At 56.1% G+C, this 19,289-nt stretch carries 16 protein-coding genes and 1 other RNA gene; 10 read left to right on the top strand and 7 right to left on the bottom strand.

What is annotated here, in order from left to right; all coding sequences use genetic code 11:
* Positions 1-191: 191 nt before the first annotated feature.
* From nagA to kbaZ, 6 genes are read right to left on the bottom strand one after another with little or no spacing between them, the layout of a single operon-like run.
* The gene (nagA, locus tag ACQG03_RS18875) at positions 192-1,325 is read right to left on the bottom strand and encodes an N-acetylglucosamine-6-phosphate deacetylase (RefSeq protein ID WP_063163502.1); all 1,134 of its coding nucleotides are present in this window, start codon (positions 1,323-1,325) and stop codon (positions 192-194) included.
* A complete protein-coding gene (gene agaF / locus ACQG03_RS18870) occupies positions 1,322-1,756 on the bottom strand; it encodes a PTS galactosamine/N-acetylgalactosamine transporter subunit IIA (protein WP_038416780.1) in 435 nt (144 codons plus the stop codon). The genes nagA and agaF overlap by 4 nt, the downstream gene beginning before the upstream one ends.
* A gap of 16 nt (positions 1,757-1,772) precedes the next feature.
* Positions 1,773-2,651 (bottom strand): PTS N-acetylgalactosamine transporter subunit IID, encoded by an 879-nt coding sequence (gene agaE / locus ACQG03_RS18865; protein ID WP_022649494.1) that lies wholly within the window; start codon positions 2,649-2,651, stop codon positions 1,773-1,775.
* Complete coding sequence (gene agaW / locus ACQG03_RS18860) at positions 2,641-3,420, bottom strand: PTS N-acetylgalactosamine transporter subunit IIC (protein ID WP_003861730.1); 780 nt, start codon at positions 3,418-3,420, stop codon at positions 2,641-2,643. Before agaW ends, agaE begins: the two co-directional genes overlap by 11 nt.
* A gap of 10 nt (positions 3,421-3,430) precedes the next feature.
* Positions 3,431-3,904 carry a PTS N-acetylgalactosamine transporter subunit IIB gene (gene agaV, locus ACQG03_RS18855; RefSeq protein WP_003861728.1) on the bottom strand — a complete coding sequence of 158 codons (474 nt, stop codon included), beginning with the start codon at positions 3,902-3,904 and terminating at the stop codon, positions 3,431-3,433.
* Positions 3,905-3,923: 19 nt separating this feature from the next.
* The gene (gene kbaZ / locus ACQG03_RS18850; RefSeq protein WP_063163503.1) at positions 3,924-5,231 is read right to left on the bottom strand and encodes a tagatose-bisphosphate aldolase subunit KbaZ; all 1,308 of its coding nucleotides are present in this window, start codon (positions 5,229-5,231) and stop codon (positions 3,924-3,926) included.
* A gap of 239 nt (positions 5,232-5,470) precedes the next feature.
* On the opposite strand from kbaZ, the gene ACQG03_RS18845 reads away from it, so the two are divergent.
* The gene (locus tag ACQG03_RS18845) at positions 5,471-6,274 is read left to right on the top strand and encodes a DeoR family transcriptional regulator (RefSeq protein WP_015571958.1); all 804 of its coding nucleotides are present in this window, start codon (positions 5,471-5,473) and stop codon (positions 6,272-6,274) included.
* Between the two features lie 107 nt (positions 6,275-6,381).
* On the opposite strand, the gene garD is transcribed toward ACQG03_RS18845, so the two are convergent.
* Positions 6,382-7,953, bottom strand: a complete 1,572-nt coding sequence (garD, locus tag ACQG03_RS18840) for a galactarate dehydratase (protein WP_232934705.1) — start codon at positions 7,951-7,953, stop codon at positions 6,382-6,384.
* Positions 7,954-8,319: 366 nt separating this feature from the next.
* On the opposite strand from garD, the gene garL reads away from it, so the two are divergent.
* The 9 genes from garL to pflB all read left to right on the top strand — a co-directional run bounded on the left by garL (position 8,320) and on the right by pflB (position 19,182).
* On the top strand, positions 8,320-9,090 hold the full coding sequence (gene garL / locus ACQG03_RS18835) for a 2-dehydro-3-deoxyglucarate aldolase (protein WP_003862676.1): 771 nt from the start codon (positions 8,320-8,322) through the stop codon (positions 9,088-9,090).
* 21 nt (positions 9,091-9,111) lie between these two features.
* Complete coding sequence (garR, locus tag ACQG03_RS18830) at positions 9,112-10,002, top strand: 2-hydroxy-3-oxopropionate reductase (RefSeq protein ID WP_022649490.1); 891 nt, start codon at positions 9,112-9,114, stop codon at positions 10,000-10,002.
* Between the two features lie 56 nt (positions 10,003-10,058).
* Positions 10,059-11,204 carry a glycerate 2-kinase gene (gene garK, locus ACQG03_RS18825; RefSeq protein WP_046620847.1) on the top strand — a complete coding sequence of 382 codons (1,146 nt, stop codon included), beginning with the start codon at positions 10,059-10,061 and terminating at the stop codon, positions 11,202-11,204.
* 32 nt (positions 11,205-11,236) lie between these two features.
* Positions 11,237-11,613: RNase P RNA component class A (gene rnpB / locus ACQG03_RS18820), an RNA gene on the top strand.
* A 672-nt stretch (positions 11,614-12,285) separates the two neighbouring features.
* Positions 12,286-13,206 carry a transcriptional regulator TdcA gene (gene tdcA / locus ACQG03_RS18815; protein WP_063163506.1) on the top strand — a complete coding sequence of 307 codons (921 nt, stop codon included), beginning with the start codon at positions 12,286-12,288 and terminating at the stop codon, positions 13,204-13,206.
* Between the two features lie 96 nt (positions 13,207-13,302).
* Positions 13,303-14,292, top strand: a complete 990-nt coding sequence (gene tdcB, locus ACQG03_RS18810) for a bifunctional threonine ammonia-lyase/L-serine ammonia-lyase TdcB (protein WP_023298701.1) — start codon at positions 13,303-13,305, stop codon at positions 14,290-14,292.
* A gap of 9 nt (positions 14,293-14,301) precedes the next feature.
* The gene (gene tdcC / locus ACQG03_RS18805; protein WP_063163507.1) at positions 14,302-15,633 is read left to right on the top strand and encodes a threonine/serine transporter TdcC; all 1,332 of its coding nucleotides are present in this window, start codon (positions 14,302-14,304) and stop codon (positions 15,631-15,633) included.
* Between the two features lie 30 nt (positions 15,634-15,663).
* Positions 15,664-16,872 (top strand): propionate kinase, encoded by a 1,209-nt coding sequence (gene tdcD, locus ACQG03_RS18800; RefSeq protein WP_045308023.1) that lies wholly within the window; start codon positions 15,664-15,666, stop codon positions 16,870-16,872.
* Positions 16,873-16,887: 15 nt separating this feature from the next.
* Positions 16,888-19,182: a formate C-acetyltransferase gene (gene pflB, locus ACQG03_RS18795; protein WP_032626378.1), complete on the top strand. Its 2,295-nt coding sequence runs from the start codon at positions 16,888-16,890 to the stop codon at positions 19,180-19,182.
* Positions 19,183-19,289 lie beyond the last annotated feature (107 nt).

Genomic DNA, 19,289 nt, shown 5'->3' with positions numbered 1-19,289 from the left:
TCTTTCGTTTCGTTTCACTTGTTCACTTTAGCAGTTAAATAAAATCTATAGAAAAGAAATCGAAAGTTCAATGGCGTAAAAGAAATAAAACGAAAAGTGTGATCGCGAAAGGAAAGGAGAAAGTCAAGGAAAGGAAAAGAAAGGCCTTACGATCGTCTTCCGTAAGGCCAACAGGGCACACTGTGAAAGGGCTACAGGGAAAGAGCCTGACCCTGGGTCCAAATCTGCCGGAGGTGTAAACCCGCATCCAGCGCAATAATATTGGCGCGTTTGCCAGGCGCTAACGATCCCAGCAGGTGATCCATACCGAGCAGACGGGCGGGATGCAGTGAAGCCATATGGATAGCTTGCTCTGGGGCGACCCCCGTATGCTCCACCATATTTCGCACGGCGGCATCCAGCGCGAGCGTGCTGCCCGCCAGCCCGCCTGAGGCCGTGCGGACAACGCCGCCCTGCATCTCGACATTTCTACCACACAACGTATAGCGTCCATCAGGCATACCCGCCGCCTGCATGGCATCGGTAATCAGCACCGTACGATCCTTCGCGCAGCAACAACACAGCCGCATGGCTCCAGGATGAACGTGATGCCCGTCGGCAATAAGCTCCAGCCACGCGCGTGGGTCCGTAAGGCCAGCGCCAACCATGCCGGGCTCCCGGTGGTGTAACCCCGTCATGCCGTTGTAGCAGTGCACCAGCCCGGCTGCGCCTGCATCAAATGCGGCCAGGGTTTGCGCGTATGTAGCGGCGCTGTGACCCAGCATGACGCGTATCCCTTTTTGCTTGAGGTGATGGATCGCCTTCAGGGCTTCCGCTTTTTCCGGAGCAAGCGCCACTACCCGCAGCGTGTTCTGCGAAACCGCAATCAGATCATCAAGTTCCGCGAGATCCAGTTCGCGAAACAGTTCTTGCGGATGTGCCCCTTTGTTCTGCGGCGTAAAGTACGGGCCTTCCAGATAGCTGCCCAGGACCTGCGCACCGGGGCCACCGACATGACAGCGTCGGGCAATGCGCCGTAACGCGCTATGGATCGCCTCCAGCGGAGCGGTGACGGTGGTAGGCAGAAACGCCCCCACGCCTTCACGCGCTTTATGCATGGCTAACCGGTCCAGCACGTCGGGGGCATCATCCATCACATCCACACCCGCGCCGCCGTGGACGTGGATATCAATGTATGCCGGGCAAAGCAGGTCTGCCTCGCGGGTGTTAACCCCTGCCGGAATCGGCTCGATGGCGGTGATGACGCCTCTATCCATGCGCAACTGATGGTCATCCAGCCAGCCCTGCCCGGTAAGCAGACGACGCGCGCGCAGCAGCTGGCTCATATCCCTTCCTCGGCGGGCGCTTCCTCGCGACAGCGTGCAAGCTCATCCACCAGGCTGGTCAGGCCGCGATGGCCGCACTCCAGCGCCTGCAAACGAAATGCTTCACTGCTTAACCCTTCGCGCTCCAGAACCATCTCCAGCAAAAGCTGGAGATTGGTGCCGGTGATCACTTCGCTGCCGGGGTGTTGCATCGCGAGGGTAGAGGCCACACGAAACGGCGTACCGCCGAGAAGATCGGTGAGAAACACGATATCGTGCTCTGCATCCAAATCATTCACTGCCTGCTCAAGCTGCGCGGTCAGCCGCGCAGTGGTGGAGCTTTCCGGAAAATCGATGGCGATAAACTGCGGCTGTTCGCCGAGGATTTGCTTCATCGCCTGTTCCAGCCCGCTGGCAAAACCGCCATGACCCGTCAAAATAATGCCTAACATCGCAACCTCTTTGCTTTTACAGGAAGTGACAGAATTTACCGACAACGCCCAGCACCACGGTGATACCAATCAGGCGCAGCGGGCTCCAGCCACGGCGTACCAGCCAGAACATGGTCAGGGTGTAGACCAGCGGCAGAAAGGCGGGCATCAGTTTGTCGATCACGTCGGTTTGCAGTTTGACGACCGCATCCCCGGCTTTAATCTCGAGTGTGGTATTCAGGCGCACATAGGTTGCTACCAGTGCACCAATCACCGTCATCCCGACAATGGACGCAGCATGACCAACCTTTTTGGTGTTGGCCTTGATCAGCGGGATCGCGGCGACACCCATCCGGTAGGCATAGTGCGCCAGACCAAAACGCAGGCCGAGATGCACCACGTTAAACAGCACGATAAAGACCACGGCGCCAAGAATGGATCCCTGTAGCGCCAGGCTGGCGCCAATCCCCCCGCAAATAGGCAGCAGGGTCAGCCAGAACATGGCGTCACCAATGCCACCGAGCGGTGCACCGACGGCAATTTTAGTGCTCTGGATGCTGTTCACATCCTGCTTGGAACGCTCCATTGCCAGAATAATGCCGATGACGAAGGTCACCAGGAACGGGTGGGTGTTAAAGAAGCCCATATGGCCTTTCATGGCGCGCGCCAGGTCTCGCTTATTGGTGTGGATCTTTTTCAGCGCGGGCAGTAGCCCATACAGCCAGCCGGAGGCCTGCATTCGCTCGTAGTTGAACGAGGCCTGTAGCAGCATGGAACGCCAGGCGACACGGTTAATATCCTTTTTCGTTAGCTCAGCGCCAATACTCTGGTCTTCGTAGACGTTTTCATTCACGCCGGTCAGCAGCGTCTCTTCACTTTCAGACACGCCCGGCAGGGTGGTTGGATTAGATGCCATCTTCAAATTCCTCTTTCTGGGCCGCAGGCGCCGTCGGTTCAGGCGATTTGCGCAGCAGGTCGATCAGCGCCATCGCCAGCGCAGCCGCGGCAATCGCCAGCACCGGCAGTTTCAGCCAGGCCGCGGCGACAAAGCCGATAATGAAGTAAGGGATGTAGACGTTTTTCATCATGATCTTCAGCAGCACGGCGAAGCCGATCGCTGGCATGATGCCGCCCGCGACGCCCAGACCGTCGATCAGACGTTCCGGCAGGACATCAATGGCGGTTTTCGCGTGTTCAGCCCCGAAGTAGATGGGCAGAAACGCACACAGGAAGTAGAAGACGCCAAGCGCCAGCAGTGCCAGATAGTTGACCCGTTCAATACCACGGGTGTCTGCGTTAGCCGCCATGCGATCGCAGCGGGACATCACGCCGGACATCACCGAGAAGAGGAAAGTGATCCCCATCTGAACCGCCACGGCAAACGGCACGGCGACCCCAACCGCGACATCCGGCTTCACGCCTGTGGTAATGGCAAATGTGGTGCCAACGATGGTGCCGATAATCACGTTTGGCGGCTGCGCGCCCGCCAGCGGCGCGAGACCCATCCAGACCAGTTCTAACGTACCGCCGGTCAGAATTCCGGTGTGCAGATCGCCCAGAATCAGGCCAACCAGTGGCCCGAGCACCACCGGACGGTGCATGTGTGTTAAGCCGTTAAACATATCCAGGCCCGCGATAAAGGCGAGAAGCCCCAGCGCGAAAGCCTGCAACAGACTGATTTCCATTGTGAATCCCTCAGAGCAGTTTAAAGAGATCCAAAGCAGTCTCTGTTGGAACGCCCTGAACGAAGCATTCCACTCCGGCCGCCTTCAGGCCGTTAAACGCGGCGATATCGTTCGCGTCTACAGATACCGTTTTGGCAATTTGCTGTTTGCCACTGGCGTAATGCATATTTCCGACGTTGATACGGGTGATGGGCACGCCGCCCTCGACCAGCGTTAAAAAATCAGCCGGTGTTTTACAAACCAGCAGAATTTTCTGCCGGTCGGCGGCGCGATGAATGTTGTCGATCACTTTTTGCAGGGACCAGAAACGCACGGCGATGCCTTCCGCAAGCACCATCTCCATCAGGTTTTGCTGAACCGGATCGTCTGCAACCTCGTCATTTGCCACCAGCACCAGGTTCGCCCCCGCAAACCCCACCCACTGTACGCCCACCTGACCGTGGATCAGGCGTTCATCAATGCGGCATAAGACAATGTTTGGCATAGCGTTTTCCTCTTTTTAATTATGCGTGTTGAGTCGTTACGCCTTCGCAGGCGGCATGGTACTGCTGGAGTATGTCCTGAATGTGGTCGAGAATGAGCTCCCGTGGTGTGGACCTGAGAGCACCCTCGCGAACTTTGCTGTACTGCAACGGCAGATACTGGCTGATCAGCGGCAGCGGGATCGGTTCATCCGCCAGGTTGCGTACCAGTCGCTCAAAAGCCTCGTCAATCTGGCTGTCTGGCCAGTAATAGCGCACGCGGTCGGAATAGCTGTAACCGCGGGCCAGGCGACGGGCATTGCCGTCGCCGTGATAGTGGCTTTGCCAGTATTCCGGGCGATCGAGCATCACGTTTTCCAGGACGTGACGCAGTCCTGAGCAGGCTTTTGCCGGCAAAAGCTCTTCTTCAATTGCAGCCAGGGAGAACAGCGCTTCGCGCAGCGCGAAGGTTAGCGCAGGGCCGACTTTCAGAATGGCGAAGTGATCTTTCACCAACTGGCGCAGCGCCTGCGGCGTCTGGTAATCGGTAGAGTGTGCTTCAAATACGAGCGTGTCGTAGGCTTCAATCATCTTGCTCAGTGCGACGGCTTTATGCGGTTGATAGTCACAAACGTGCGCATGGTCGAACTCAACGCCAGGCTGAACCACCAGGCCAATAATGCGCGGCCAGATGTCGCTTAACCCTTCCTTCTCGAATGCGTGGCGGTGTGCCTCAAGCGTGGCACGTGCCGCCTCTGGTGTGGTGACCTCAAGCTCGGTCAGCGTTTCGTGTGCCCCACCGGGAACCGGAACTTCCGTGCCGATAACGTAGACCAGATCCGCTACGCCAAATTGCTCGAGACAGGTGGTTTCGGCAATTTTAGCCAGCCGAGCGGCACGCCCGGCAACGATTGCATCGGTTAAAGGAACCGGATCGTCTTCGCAGGACATGCTGCAATCGAGGTGAATTTTTTTAAATCCGGCCGCCACGTAGCTCCTGATCAGATCGTCGGCGTTCGCCATCGCCTGCAAAGCTGGCAGGTTTTGCCAGCGGTTAGGACCTAAATGATCGCCGCCAAGGATCAGCTGTGAGGTGGGGAAACCGAGGGATCCCGCCAGATTGCAGACAAACCCATAAAAATCGGCGGGCGTCATACCGGTATAGCCGGCAAACTGATCCACCTGGTTTGAGGTGGCTTCAATCAGCAGAGGCGTCTGTTGTGAATGGGCGTAACGAATTGCAGCTTCAAGTACCAATGGATGTGCGGAACAGACGGCGTAAATCCCGTTTGTATTCCCCCGTTTATGTTGTTCCACCATTTCTGTCAGATGTTTCACTTTCCTCTCCATTTCGGATGGTGTTGGTATTCATCTTTCGTTTTGTTTCATTTGATACTGCATTATGGTGGGGTAAAAATAAAACGAAAGATAATAGTTTTCCGATCTGTTTCACAAAAGAAACATAATGAAAGGTTTCAGCGGCGGTTAAGCTTGCGTCTGCTCACCATACAGGGCTTGCATTCCCTCAAAAGAAAGGCGTTAATAAGCAAAACGAAATGAAACGAAAGTTTATTTACTAAGGAGCTCGTATGAGCAGCACCGATTCATCCGCAGAGAAGCGCATCACCGGCACCAGTGAAAGGCGAGAGCAGATCATTCAGCGGTTGCGGGCGCAGGGAAGCGTGCAGGTTAACGATCTTTCTCTTTTATACGGCGTGTCGACGGTGACGATCCGTAACGATCTGGCCTTTCTGGAAAAGCAGGGGATTGCCGTTCGCGCTTACGGCGGCGCGCTGATTTGCGAAGGTAATGCCCCCGGCGTGGAGCCGTCCGTTGAGGACAAAAGTTCCCTTAATACGGCTGTGAAGCGCAGCATCGCGCAGGCGGCGGCTGAACTGGTGAAGCCGGGTCATCGCATTATTCTGGACTCCGGCACCACAACCTTTGAAATTGCCCGCATGCTGCGCCAGCATACCGATGTCATTGCCATGACCAACGGGATGAACGTGGCAAACGCGCTGCTGGAAGCGGAGGGAGTGGAGCTGCTGATGACCGGCGGGCACTTGCGCCGTCAGTCGCAGTCCTTCTATGGTGACCAGGCGGAGCAGTCCTTACAGAATTACCATTTTGACCTGCTGTTCCTGGGCGTCGATGCCATCGATCTCGATCGGGGGGTGAGTACGCACAACGAGGATGAAGCCCGTCTGAACCGGAAAATGTGCGAGGTGGCGGAGCGTATTATCGTTGTCACTGATTCCAGCAAGTTTAACCGTTCAAGCCTGCATAAAATCATTGATACTCAGCGGATCGACATGATTATCGTTGATGAAGGTATTCCGGCGGAAAGCCTGGAAGGGTTACGCAAAAGCGGGATCGATGTGGTGCTGGTCTAAAGAGGCTTTTCCCCACACCCAAACCCTCTCCCCATAGGGGAGAGGGGACTGCTCGGTGCGGTTTTTTTACCCTCTCCCCGGTGGGGAGAGGGCAGGGTGAGGGGCCATCACGTCACCGGTGCCGGGTTAAACACCGCCAGCGAGTTATGCAATCCCCATTGATCGGAGAAGGTTTTCTTCCGTCCGCTTGCCACATCCAGAATGAAGTGGAATAGCTTCCAGCCCACCTCTTCAATACTCTCTTCCCCGGTGGCGATGGTGCCCGCGTTGATATCCATTAAGTCATACCAGCGGTTTGCCAGCTCGGTGCGGGTCGCCATTTTGATCACCGGTACCGCCATCAGGCCGTACGGCGTGCCGCGTCCGGTGGTAAAGACCTGTACCGTAATGCCGGATGCTACCTGCTGGGTGCCGCACACGAAATCACTGGCAGGCGTTGCCGCGTAGATCAGACCGCGTTTGGTTGGTCGCTGGCCAGGTGAGAGCACTTCCACAATCGCGCTCTGGCCGGATTTGGCAATCGACCCGAGGGCCTTTTCCACCACGTTTGCCAGGCCGCCTTTCTTGTTACCCGGCGACGGGTTGGCGCTGCGGTCGGTTTTGCCCATGTCGAGATAGTTATCGTACCAGGCCATCTCCTCCAGCAGGCGTTTGCCCACCTCTTCGTTGACGGCGCGCGGCGTGAGCAGGTGGATAGCATCACGCACTTCGGTGACTTCAGAGAACATCACCGTGGCGCCGCAGCGCACGAACAGATCGGAGGCATAACCTACCGCCGGGTTAGCGGTGACGCCGGAAAACGCATCGCTGCCGCCACACTGTGTCCCAACCACCAGTTCAGAGGCCGGGCAGGTTTCACGCTGACGTTTGTTCAGCTTCTCCAGATGGCGCTCTGCCACCTGTAAAATGTCGTCGACCATCGATCTGAAGCCGACATGGTGTTCATCCTGAAGACGCACAATACTGGCCTCGTCAACCGGAATGGCTTTCACATCCTCAGTACCCTGCAACAGGCGTTCTGGCTGCAATTTTTCACAGCCGAGGCCAATCACCATCACCTCGCCGCCAAAGTTTGGGTTAAGGGCGATATTGTGGATCGTGCGGATCGGCACGACCGCTGCGGGCGCGTTGATCGCCACGCCGCAGCCGTACAGGTGGTTAAGACCCACCACGCCGTCAACGTTGGGGTATTTCGGCAGCAGATCGCGCTCAATAATTTTCACCACGTAATCCACGACACCCGCCACGCAATGCACGCTGGTGGTGATGCCAAGCAGGTTTTTGGTTCCCACGCTGCCATCCGCGTTGCGGTAACCTTCGAAGGTATAACCCTCCAGCGGAGGTAACGGCTCAGGGACGCGGGTAGCCAGCGGCAACGTCTCCAGCGGCGGGGCGGTGGGCAGCTCAACCAGCGACTCCTCAATCCAGCTACCCTGCGGGATAGCGCGCACCGCATAGCCGATGATTTCGCCGTAGCGCACGATTTCGCCCTGCGCCGGGATATCGACCAGTGCGACTTTATGCCCCTGCGGAATGTGCTCAATCAGCTCCAGCCCGTCCGGGAACCGGGTACCCGCTTTTAATCCATTGTCGTTGACAATAATCGCCACGTTATCGGTATCGTGCACTTTTATATAGAACGCCGTCGGCGACGCCTTTCGAATTTCAATATCGGCCATTGTTCACTCATCTCCAGCAAAATATCTGATACTAAATATAGCCAGATGGTTAATCGTTTCTTATTGAGGAAATAAAGAATGTCAGGAGAGGAAAAGTGAGAATGTGATCGCGATCGCTCCCGACACACTAATCGTTGATTCTGTGCATCAGCGCCCACTGCATTGGGCATATGCTCAAAATAGCGTGCTAACCCCGTTGGATAATTGAGCATTGAGACAATGTGCTGCCGGGTGGTGACGATTATACTGAATGACGATTTTATAACGCCAAAATTCAGTCAGTAAATAAATATAACGCTGACGCTGAGTCGGAATAAATAAGAAAAGCTACTGGCTAAAACTGCGGAATTAAAAAAGGTATACGTAATGAGTAACGACATCTTCCCGAATAAATTTAAAGCGGCCCTTGCGGCGCATCAGATTCAGATTGGCTGCTGGTCTGCGCTGGCCAACCCCATCAGCACCGAAGTGCTGGGCCTGGCCGGATTCGACTGGCTGGTGCTGGACGGCGAACATGCGCCAAACGATATCAACACGTTTATTCCGCAGCTGATGGCGCTGAAAGGCAGCCACAGCGCGCCGGTGGTGCGTGTACCTACCAACGAGCCGGTGATCATCAAGCGTCTGCTGGATATCGGCTTCTACAACTTCCTGATCCCGTTTGTTGAAACGGAAGAAGAAGCGGTGCTGGCCGTAGCTGCCACCCGCTATCCGCCGGAAGGGATCCGCGGCGTGTCTGTCTCTCACCGCGCCAACATGTTTGGCACCGTGCCGGACTATTTCGCCCAGTCCAACAAGAACATCACCATTCTGGTTCAGATCGAGAGCCAGCAGGGGGTCGATAACGTCGACGCCATTGCCGCGACCGAAGGTGTCGACGGTATTTTCGTCGGCCCGAGCGATCTGGCGGCCGCCTTTGGTCATCTGGGCAACGCCAGCCACCCGGACGTGCAGCGGGCAATCCAGCACATTTTTGCCCGTGCCAAAGCGCACGGTAAACCGTGCGGCATTCTGGCGCCGGTGGAAGCCGATGCCCGCCGCTACCTGGAGTGGGGCGCAACGTTTGTCGCCGTCGGCAGCGACCTCGGCGTATTCCGCGCCGCCACGCAGAAATTAGCAGACGCTTTTAAAAAATAACCATCATTGAGGAAACAGATTATGACGCTGAAAGTGGGTTTTATTGGCCTGGGTATCATGGGCAAACCAATGAGCAAAAACCTCATCAAAGCAGGTTACTCACTGGTGGTTTTAGATCGTAATTCAGACGCGGTGGCAGAAGTGATTGCGGCTGGCGCAGAAACGGCGACAACTGCAAAAGCGATCGCCGAGCAGTGCGATGTCATTATCACCATGCTGCCAAACTCCCCGCACGTGAAAGAGGTGGCGCTGGGTGAGAACGGCATTATCGACGGCGCGAAGCCGGGTCTGGTGGTGATCGACATGAGTTCTATCGCACCGCTGGCGAGCCGCGAAATTAGCGAGGCGCTGAAAGCGAAGGGCGTGGAGATGCTGGATGCGCCGGTCAGCGGCGGCGAACCGAAAGCCATCGACGGTACTCTGTCGGTGATGGTGGGGGGCGATAAAGCCGTGTTCGACAAATACTACGACCTGATGAAAGCCATGGCTGGCTCCGTGGTGCATACCGGTGAAATAGGCGCAGGCAACGTCACCAAGCTGGCAAACCAGGTGATTGTGGCGTTGAACATCGCGGCCATGTCCGAAGCACTGACGCTGGCCACCAAAGCGGGCGTTAATCCGGATCTGGTCTATCAGGCCATTCGCGGTGGTCTGGCGGGCAGCACCGTGCTGGATGCCAAGGCACCGATGGTGATGGATCGTAACTTCAAGCCGGGCTTCCGCATCGATCTGCACATTAAAGATCTGGCGAATGCGCTGGATACCTCCCACGGCGTGGGCGCACAGTTGCCGCTGACTGCCGCCGTCATGGAGATGATGCAGGCGCTGCGTGCGGACGGTCTGGGCACCGCCGATCACAGCGCGTTAGCGTGCTATTACGAAAAGCTGGCGAAGGTTGAAATTGCTCGCTAATGACGTCCCGCCCGGTGGCGTTACGCTTACCGGGCCTACGGCTCAGGCATACAACTATGAAAATCGTAATCGCGCCAGACTCTTATAAAGAAAGCCTGTCTGCCACTGAGGTGGCGCAGGCGATAGAAAAAGGATTTCGGGAAATTTTCCCCGACGCTCATTACGTGTCTGTTCCCGTTGCTGACGGCGGAGAAGGTACGGTTGAAGCGATGATCGCCGCGACGCAGGGCACCTGGCAGCAGGCTGTCGTCACCGGCCCGTTAGGGGAAAAGGTGAAGGCCAGCTGGGGGATCTCGGGCGACGGTACCACCGCGTTTATCGAGATGGCCGCCGCCAGCGGCCTGGTACTTGTTCCTCCCGCGCAGCGTAACCCGCTGGTCACGACGTCGCGCGGGACGGGGGAGCTGATCCTCCGCGCGCTGGATAAAGGCGCGCGCAACATCATTATCGGTATCGGCGGGAGCGCAACCAACGATGGGGGCGCGGGTATGATGCAGGCGCTGGGCGCGAGGTTTACGGATGCGAACGGGACGGAGATCGGCTACGGCGGCGGCAGCCTGATGGCGCTGAACCGTATTGATATTTCGGATCTTGATCCGCGTCTTCAGGAGTGCGCAATCCGCGTCGCCTGTGACGTGACGAATCCGCTGGTCGGTGAAAGCGGCGCGTCGCGTATCTTTGGCCCGCAAAAAGGTGCCACGGAGGAGATGATCCTCGAACTCGACGCCAGTCTTAGCCACTACGCCAACGTGATCAAAAAATCGCTGCGCATTGACGTCAACCCGGTTCCGGGGGCAGGAGCGGCGGGCGGCATGGGCGCGGCGCTGATGGCCTTCTTGGGCGCTGAGCTGAAAAGCGGCATTGAGATTGTCACTCAGGCGCTCAATCTTGAAGAACATATTCACGACTGCACGTGGGTGCTGACGGGAGAAGGGCGCATCGACAGCCAGAGCATTAATGGCAAAGTGCCCGTCGGCGTGGCGAGCGTCGCCAAAAAATACCATAAGCCGGTGATCGGGATTGCCGGAAGTCTGACGCAGGATGTGGGTGTGGTGCATCAGTACGGCATCGACGCGGTGTTCAGCGTATTGACCCGCATCGGTTCACTGGAAGAGGCGTTCCAGGGAGCGTACGACAACATTTACCGCGCCTCGCGCAATATCGCGGCCACATTGCAGGTAGGCATGCGTAGCCAGGGGTGACAGCGGCGCGCAAACCCTCTATACTGCGCGCCGAAGCTGACCAGACAGTCGCCGCTTCGTCGTCGTCCCTTTCGGGGGAGACGGGCGGAGGGGAGGAAAGTCCGGGCTCCACAGGGCAGGGTGCCAGGTAACGCCTGGGGGGGAAACCCACGACCAGTGCAACAGAGAGCAAACCGCCGATGGCCCGCGTAAGCGGGATCAGGTAAGGGTGAAAGGGTGCGGTAAGAGCGCACCGCGCGGCTGGTAACAGTCCGTGGCACGGTAAACTCCACCCGGAGCAAGGCCAAATAGGGGTTCACATGGTACGGCCCGTACTGAACCCGGGTAGGCTGCTTGAGCCAGTGAGCGATTGCTGGCCTAGATGAATGACTGTCCACGACAGAACCCGGCTTATCGGTCAGCTTCAACTTCTTACGAAACCCCGCTTCGGCGGGGTTTTTGTTTTCTGAAGGTTGCATGCCGGGTCAGCGAAGCGCCAAACGACATCAATTCTCAATTTTGCGACGCCAAGCACATTTCACTGCTTTACCGATTATGCGTTCCTTTCATCTGCTGCGCATGATCGTAATCACAAAATTTAACGCTATAAAATTAGAAAATTTTGGTGTTGAACAGATGTTGTGAATGTTGACTCAGTGATGCTGAATGTTATTCATTTGATAATTTAATATTGAATCTAAAAACATTCTTCTGGTGAATGTGTGATATATCCCACTCTTTGACCGGAAACTGAATAAATATTCCTGGTAAAGTTGATAAACCACAAAAATGTTTTAAAAGAATAATGATGGTTTATTAACCTTTAATTGCCTGAAAGATAGTCTTTATTAATATTTTTAAGGCAAAAAAATTCATGCTGGTTATTGCCATAAAATAAATTTATTACCGCGGATTTTGTTGATCAATATCAGCGTAATTGCGTATTTTTAGCCATCTAACTGTTTGAATAATAAGATTATAAATCGATTTTAAATGTGATTGTAAAAAGGGCGTCCTGGAAAATTGTGAGTAACAGCACATACCCCCTGAAACAATATTGGGTAGAATCCGCTGCGTCATAGGGAAATAAGCGCAGAATATTATGAATACTATTATTCTACCGAAAACACAGCACCTCGTGGTATTTCAGGAAGTCATCAAAAGTGGCTCTATAGGTTCTGCTGCAAGACAACTGGGGCTGACGCAACCTGCCGTCAGCAAAATCATCAGCGACATCGAATCTTACTTTGGGGTGGAAGTGATGGTGCGTAAAAACACCGGCGTAAAACTCACTGCCGCCGGTCAGGTGCTGCTGTCCTACGCTGAGTCGATCACCCGCGAAATGAAAAACATGGTGAGCGAGATCAACAGCCTCAGTTTCAGTACCGTCATGGACGTCTCCTTCGGCTATCCGTCGCTGATTGGCTTCACCTTCCTGTCCGGGATGATCAAAAAATTCAAGGAAGTGTTCCCGAAGGCGCGCGTCTCAATGTATGAAGCGCAGCTCTCTTCATTCCTGCCCGCCATTCGCGATGGCCGGCTGGATTTCGCCATCGGCACGCTAAGCGACGGGATGTTGCTTCAGGATCTTCACGTTGAGCCACTGTTTGAATCTGAGTTTGTGCTGGTGGCGAGTAAATCACGAACGTGTACCGGCCCGACCAGACTGGCATCGCTCACGCACGAGCAGTGGGTGATGCCGCAAACCGATATGGGCTACTACAACGAACTCCTGACCACCCTGCAAGATAACCACATCAGCGTTGAAAACATCGTCCAGACCGATTCTGTCGTCACCATCTATAACCTTGTCCTCAATGCCGATTACCTGACGGTGATCCCCCGTGACATGATTGCGCCATTCGGCTCGGACCAGTTTATTGTCCTGCCGGTGGAAGATGCATTACCTGTGGCGCGTTATGCTGCCGTGTGGTCAAAAAATTACAGTATTAAAAAATCGGCGTCAGTATTAGTTGAACTGGCAAAACAATATTCGTCGATGAATATCGAAAAACGACGATAGAAATAATGATGATTTAAAATACCCGGAGCGACGATTTTTAACGCTCTGATACCCTGACTTTGCCTGAAAACAATGAATTATTATAACGAGGATATTATGCACATTACTTACGATCTCCCGGTGACCATTGACGATATTCAGGACGCCAGAAAAAGACTGGCGGGAAAGATCTATAAAACCGGTATGCCGCGCTCAAATTATCTGAGCGAACGGTGTAAGGGTGAGATATTCCTGAAATTTGAAAATATGCAGCGTACCGGTTCGTTTAAAATACGTGGGGCGTTTAATAAATTAAGCTCGCTGACCGATGCGGAAAAACGCAAGGGCGTGGTTGCCTGTTCCGCAGGGAACCACGCGCAGGGGGTGTCGCTCTCCTGCGCCATGCTCGGCATCGACGGCAAAGTGGTAATGCCTATGGGCGCGCCGAAATCCAAGGTGGCCGCCACGCGCGACTACTCCGCCGAAGTAGTGCTGCACGGCGAGAACTTTAACGACACTATCGCCAAAGTGAGCGAAATCGTCGAGATGGAAGGGCGCATATTTATCCCGCCTTACGACGATCCGAAAGTGATCGCCGGTCAGGGCACCATCGGCCTGGAAATCCTCGAAGATTTATACGACGTGGATAACGTGATTGTTCCCATCGGCGGTGGTGGTTTAATTGCCGGTATTGCGACAGCAATTAAATCCATCAACCCAACTATCAATATTATCGGCGTGCAGTCTGAAAACGTGCACGGAATGGCGGCGTCGTATCAGACCGGTGAAATAACGAACCACCGCATTACCGGCACATTAGCGGACGGCTGCGACGTGTCTCGCCCGGGTAATTTAACCTTCGAAATCGTTCGTGAACTGGTTGACGACATTGTGCTGGTCAGCGAAGACGAGATTCGCAACAGCATGATCGCGCTTATTCAGCGAAATAAAGTGGTTACGGAAGGTGCTGGCGCGCTGGCATGCGCGGCGTTATTAAGCGGCAAGCTGGACCACTATATTCAGGGCCGTAAAACCGTCTGCATTATTTCCGGTGGCAATATTGATCTCTCCCGTGTTTCCCAAATTACCGGCTTCGTTGACGCATAAAGGTGACCTATGAGCAACACAGAAAGCATTATCGTTGGCCAGACAAAAACGTCCTCCTGGCGTAAATCGGATACCACCTGGACGCTCGGCCTGTTTGGTACCGCCATTGGCGCTGGCGTGCTGTTCTTCCCCATCCGCGCAGGCTTTGGTGGCCTGATCCCTATTCTGCTGATGCTGGTTCTGGCGTTCCCGATTGCCTTTTACTGCCACCGCGCGCTGGCGCGGCTGTGTTTGTCCGGCAGTAACGTCTCCGGCAACATCACCGAAACGGTGGAGGAGCATTTTGGTAAGACCGGCGGGGTGGTGATCACCTTCCTCTACTTCTTTGCTATTTGCCCGCTGCTGTGGATTTACGGCGTCACCATTACCAACACCTTTATGACCTTCTGGGAAAACCAGCTCCAGATGCCTGCCCTGAACCGCGGCGTGGTAGCGCTGTTCCTGCTGCTGCTGATGGCCTTTGTGATCTGGTTCGGTAAAGACCTGATGGTGAAGGTGATGAGCTACCTGGTGTTCCCGTTCATCGCCAGCCTGGTGCTGATTTCTCTCTCGCTGATCCCGTACTGGAACTCAGCGGTGATCGACCAGGTTAACCTGAGCGATATCGCCTTCACCGGTCATGACGGCATTCTTGTCACGGTGTGGCTGGGGATTTCCATTATGGTCTTCTCCTTCAACTTCTCGCCTATCGTCTCCTCGTTTGTGGTCTCCAAGCGCGAAGAGTACGAGCCGGAGTTTGGTAAAGAATTCACCGAGCAGAAATGTTCCAAAATCATCGGTCGCGCCAGCCTGCTGATGGTGGCGGTGGTGATGTTCTTCGCCTTTAGCTGCCTGTTTACGCTCTCTCCGCAGAACATGGCGGACGCCAAAGCGCAGAACATTCCGGTGCTCTCTTACCTGGCGAACCACTTTGCGTCGATGTCAGGCAGTAAATCCACGTTCGCCACGGTGCTGGAGTACGGCGCGTCCATCATCGCGCTGGTCGCTATCTTTAAATCCTTCTTCGGTCACTACCTGGGCACGCTGGAGGGGCTGAACGGTCTGATCCTCAAGTTCGGTTACAAGGGCGACAAGAAGAAAGTCTCCGTGGGCAAGCTGAACACCATCAGCATGGTCTTCATCATGGGCTCCACCTGGATTGTGGCCTACGCCAACCCGAACATCCTGGACCTTATTGAAGCCATGGGCGCGCCAATTATCGCCTCTCTGCTGTGCCTGCTGCCGATGTACGCCATCCGCAAAGCACCGGCGCTGGCGAAATACAAAGGCCGGACCGAGAACATCTTCGTAACCGTGGTCGGCCTGCTGACCATTCTGAACATCGTGTACAAACTGTTTTAAACCAAAGCTCAGGAAGAGCGGAGCCATACCATGATTGAGTTTCCGGTAGTACTGGTCATTAACTGCGGATCGTCCTCTGTTAAGTTTTCGGTGCTGGACGCCGCAGGCTGCGATGCCCTGCTGACGGGCATTGCGGACGGCATCAACACAGAAAAAGCCTTTATTTCCGTGAATGGGGGTGAGCCAGTCAGACTGGCTCATCAGGACTACGAAGGGGCGCTGGCCGCCATCGCCCTGGAGCTGGAGAAGCGCGACCTGATGGGCAGCGTGGCTTTGATTGGCCATCGCATTGCCCACGGCGGCGATCTCTTCAGCGAGTCGACCCTGATCACGGAAGAGGTGATGGCGCAGATCCGCCAGGTCTCCCCGCTGGCGCCGCTGCATAACTACGCTAACCTGAGCGGCGTGGAAGCCGCAGAGCGCCTGTTCCCCGGGGTGCAGCAGGTGGCGGTATTTGATACCAGCTTCCACCAGACCATGGCGCCGCAGGCGTATCTGTACGGCTTGCCGTACCGCTATTTTGAAGAGCTGGGCGTGCGCCGCTACGGCTTCCACGGCACCTCTCACCGCTACGTGGCGGCGCAGGCGCACGCGCTTCTCGGGCTCTCCGCCGAAGACAGCGGCCTGGTGATTGCCCATCTCGGCAACGGGGCGTCCATTTGCGCGGTGCGTAACGGCGTAAGCGTGGACACGTCCATGGGGATGACGCCGCTTGAAGGACTGGTGATGGGCACGCGCTGTGGCGACGTAGATTTTGGCGCGATGGCGTGGATTGCCAGGCAGACCGGCCAGACGTTCGAGGATCTGGAGCGCGTGGTCAATAAAGAGTCCGGGTTGCTGGGGCTCTCCGGCATCTCCTCCGATTTGCGCGTGCTGGAGAAAGCCTGGCATGACGGCAACGAGCGGGCGCGGCTGGCGATAAAGACCTTTGTCCACCGCATAGCGCGGCATATCGCCGGTCATGCCGCATCCCTGCACCGTCTGGATGGCGTGGTGTTTACCGGCGGGATCGGTGAGAACTCCGTGCTTATCCGCGCGCTGGTGGTGGAGCACCTGAAGGTGTTTGGCATCATCCTCGACGAGTCCAAAAATGCCCTGCCGGGCAGCGCGGGTGAGCGCGTGATCTCCACCGAGTCGTCACGCGCGGCCTGCGCGGTGATCCCTACCAATGAAGAAAAAATGATCGCGCTGGACGCCCTCCGTCTTGGGAAGGTCACCCCGGCTGCGGCTTACGCCTGATAAAGCGAGAATCTGATGAAAGTAACAATCGATACGGGCGTCGCGCCTTACAGCGACGCATGGGCCGGGTTTCGCGGTGAAGAATGGAAAAACGCCGTTAACGTGCGCGATTTTATTCAGCATAACTACACCCCTTATGAAGGCGATGAAGCTTTCCTCGCGCAGGCGACGCCAGCAACGACGGCGCTGTGGCAGAAGGTGATGGTCGGCATTCGCCAGGAGAATGCCACCCACGCTCCGGTGGATTTTGACACCAACATCGCCACCACCATTACCGCGCACGGGCCGGGCTATATTGACCAGGAGCTGGAGACGATCGTCGGCCTGCAAACCGACAAGCCGCTCAAGCGGGCCCTTCATCCGTACGGCGGAATCAATATGATCCGCAGCTCGTTCGAAGCCTACGGTCGCGAGATGGATCCGCAGTTTGAATATCTCTTCACCGACCTGCGCAAAACCCACAACCAGGGCGTATTTGACGTTTATTCCCCGGAGATGATGCGCTGCCGAAAATCCGGCGTGCTCACCGGTCTGCCGGACGGCTACGGGCGTGGACGCATCATCGGCGACTACCGCCGCGTGGCGCTATACGGCATCAGCTATCTGGTGCGCGAGCGTGAACTTCAGTTCGCCGATCTCCAGGGGAAACTGGAGCGCGGAGACGATCTGGAGGCCACGATCCGCCTGCGCGAGGAGCTGGCGGAGCATAAGCGTGCGTTGCTCCAGATCCAGCAGATGGCGGCGAACTATGGCTTTGATATTTCACGTCCGGCGATGAATGCGCAGGAAGCGGTGCAGTGGGTCTACTTTGCCTACCTTGCCGCAGTGAAATCCCAAAACGGCGGGGCGATGTCGCTGGGGCGCACGGCCTCGTTCCTCGATATCTACATTGAACGCGACATGCAGGCAGGAAGGCTGAACGAGGTGCAGGCCCAGGAGCTGATCGACCACTTCATCATGAAGATCCGCATGGTGCGCTTCCTGCGCACGCCGGAGTTCGACACGCTCTTCTCCGGCGATCCGATCTGGGCCACGGAAGTGATTGGCGGCATGGGGCTGGATGGCCGTACGCTGGTGACCAAAAACAGCTTCCGCTATCTGCATACCCTGCACACCATGGGGCCTGCGCCGGAGCCAAACCTGACGATCCTCTGGTCCGAACAGCTGCCGATCGCATTCAAGAAATACGCCGCGCAGGTCTCGATCGTCACCTCCTCGCTGCAATACGAGAACGACGATCTGATGCGTGCCGACTTTAACAGCGACGACTACGCCATTGCCTGCTGCGTCAGTCCGATGGTGATCGGCAAGCAGATGCAGTTCTTCGGCGCACGCGCCAACCTGGCGAAAACGCTGCTGTACGCGATTAACGGCGGGGTGGATGAGAAGCTGAAGATCCAGGTGGGGCCGAAAACCGAGCCGCTGCTGGATGAGGTACTGGATTACGACACCGTAATGGCGAGCCTCGATCACTTCATGGACTGGCTGGCAGTGCAGTACATCAGTGCGCTGAATCTCATTCACTACATGCATGATAAATACAGCTACGAAGCCTCGCTGATGGCGCTGCACGACCGGGACGTTTACCGCACCATGGCCTGTGGCATTGCCGGACTGTCGGTGGCGGCGGATTCCCTGTCGGCCATCAAGTACGCCACGGTAAAACCGGTGCGCGACCACACCGGTCTGGCGGTCGATTTCGTCATCGAAGGCGACTATCCGCAATACGGCAACAACGACGATCGCGTGGACAGTATCGCCTGCGATCTGGTTGAGCGCTTTATGAAGAAAATCCAGGCGCTGCCGACGTACCGCAACGCCGTGCCGACGCAGTCGATCCTGACCATCACCTCCAATGTGGTTTACGGGCAGAAGACCGGCAACACGCCGGACGGACGTCGCGGCGGTACACCGTTTGCGCCTGGCGCCAACCCGATGCACGGGCGCGACAGAAAAGGGGCGGTGGCGTCGTTGACCTCGGTCGCCAAGCTGCCGTTCACCTATGCCAAAGACGGGATCTCCTACACCTTCTCCATCGTGCCGCAGGCACTGGGCAAGGACGAGCTGGTGCGCAAAACCAACCTTGTCGGGCTGCTGGACGGGTACTTCCACCACGAAGCGACCATTGAGGGCGGGCAGCACCTGAACGTCAACGTGATGAACCGGGAGATGCTGCTGGATGCCATCGCCCATCCGGAGAACTATCCGAACCTGACGATCCGCGTTTCAGGCTATGCGGTGCGGTTTAACGCTCTGACGCGCGAGCAGCAGCAGGACGTGATTTCGAGGACGTTTACGCAGGCGATCTAACACAGGCTCCATCTTCAGCCTCCTCAGGTGAGGAGGCTTTTAATTTTGTGAACACCGTCAATTTTAGAAAACTCGCTCTCTTTTCTGCTATCCCGAAGTAATATTTT

The sequence above is a fragment of the Enterobacter cloacae complex sp. 342H5 genome (assembly GCF_050030905.1).
In the GTDB taxonomy this organism is placed as follows: Bacteria; Pseudomonadota; Gammaproteobacteria; order Enterobacterales; family Enterobacteriaceae; genus Enterobacter; species Enterobacter intestinihominis.
Note: the sequence above shows the minus strand (reverse complement) of the source record. Positions and strands in the feature narration are given on the sequence as shown.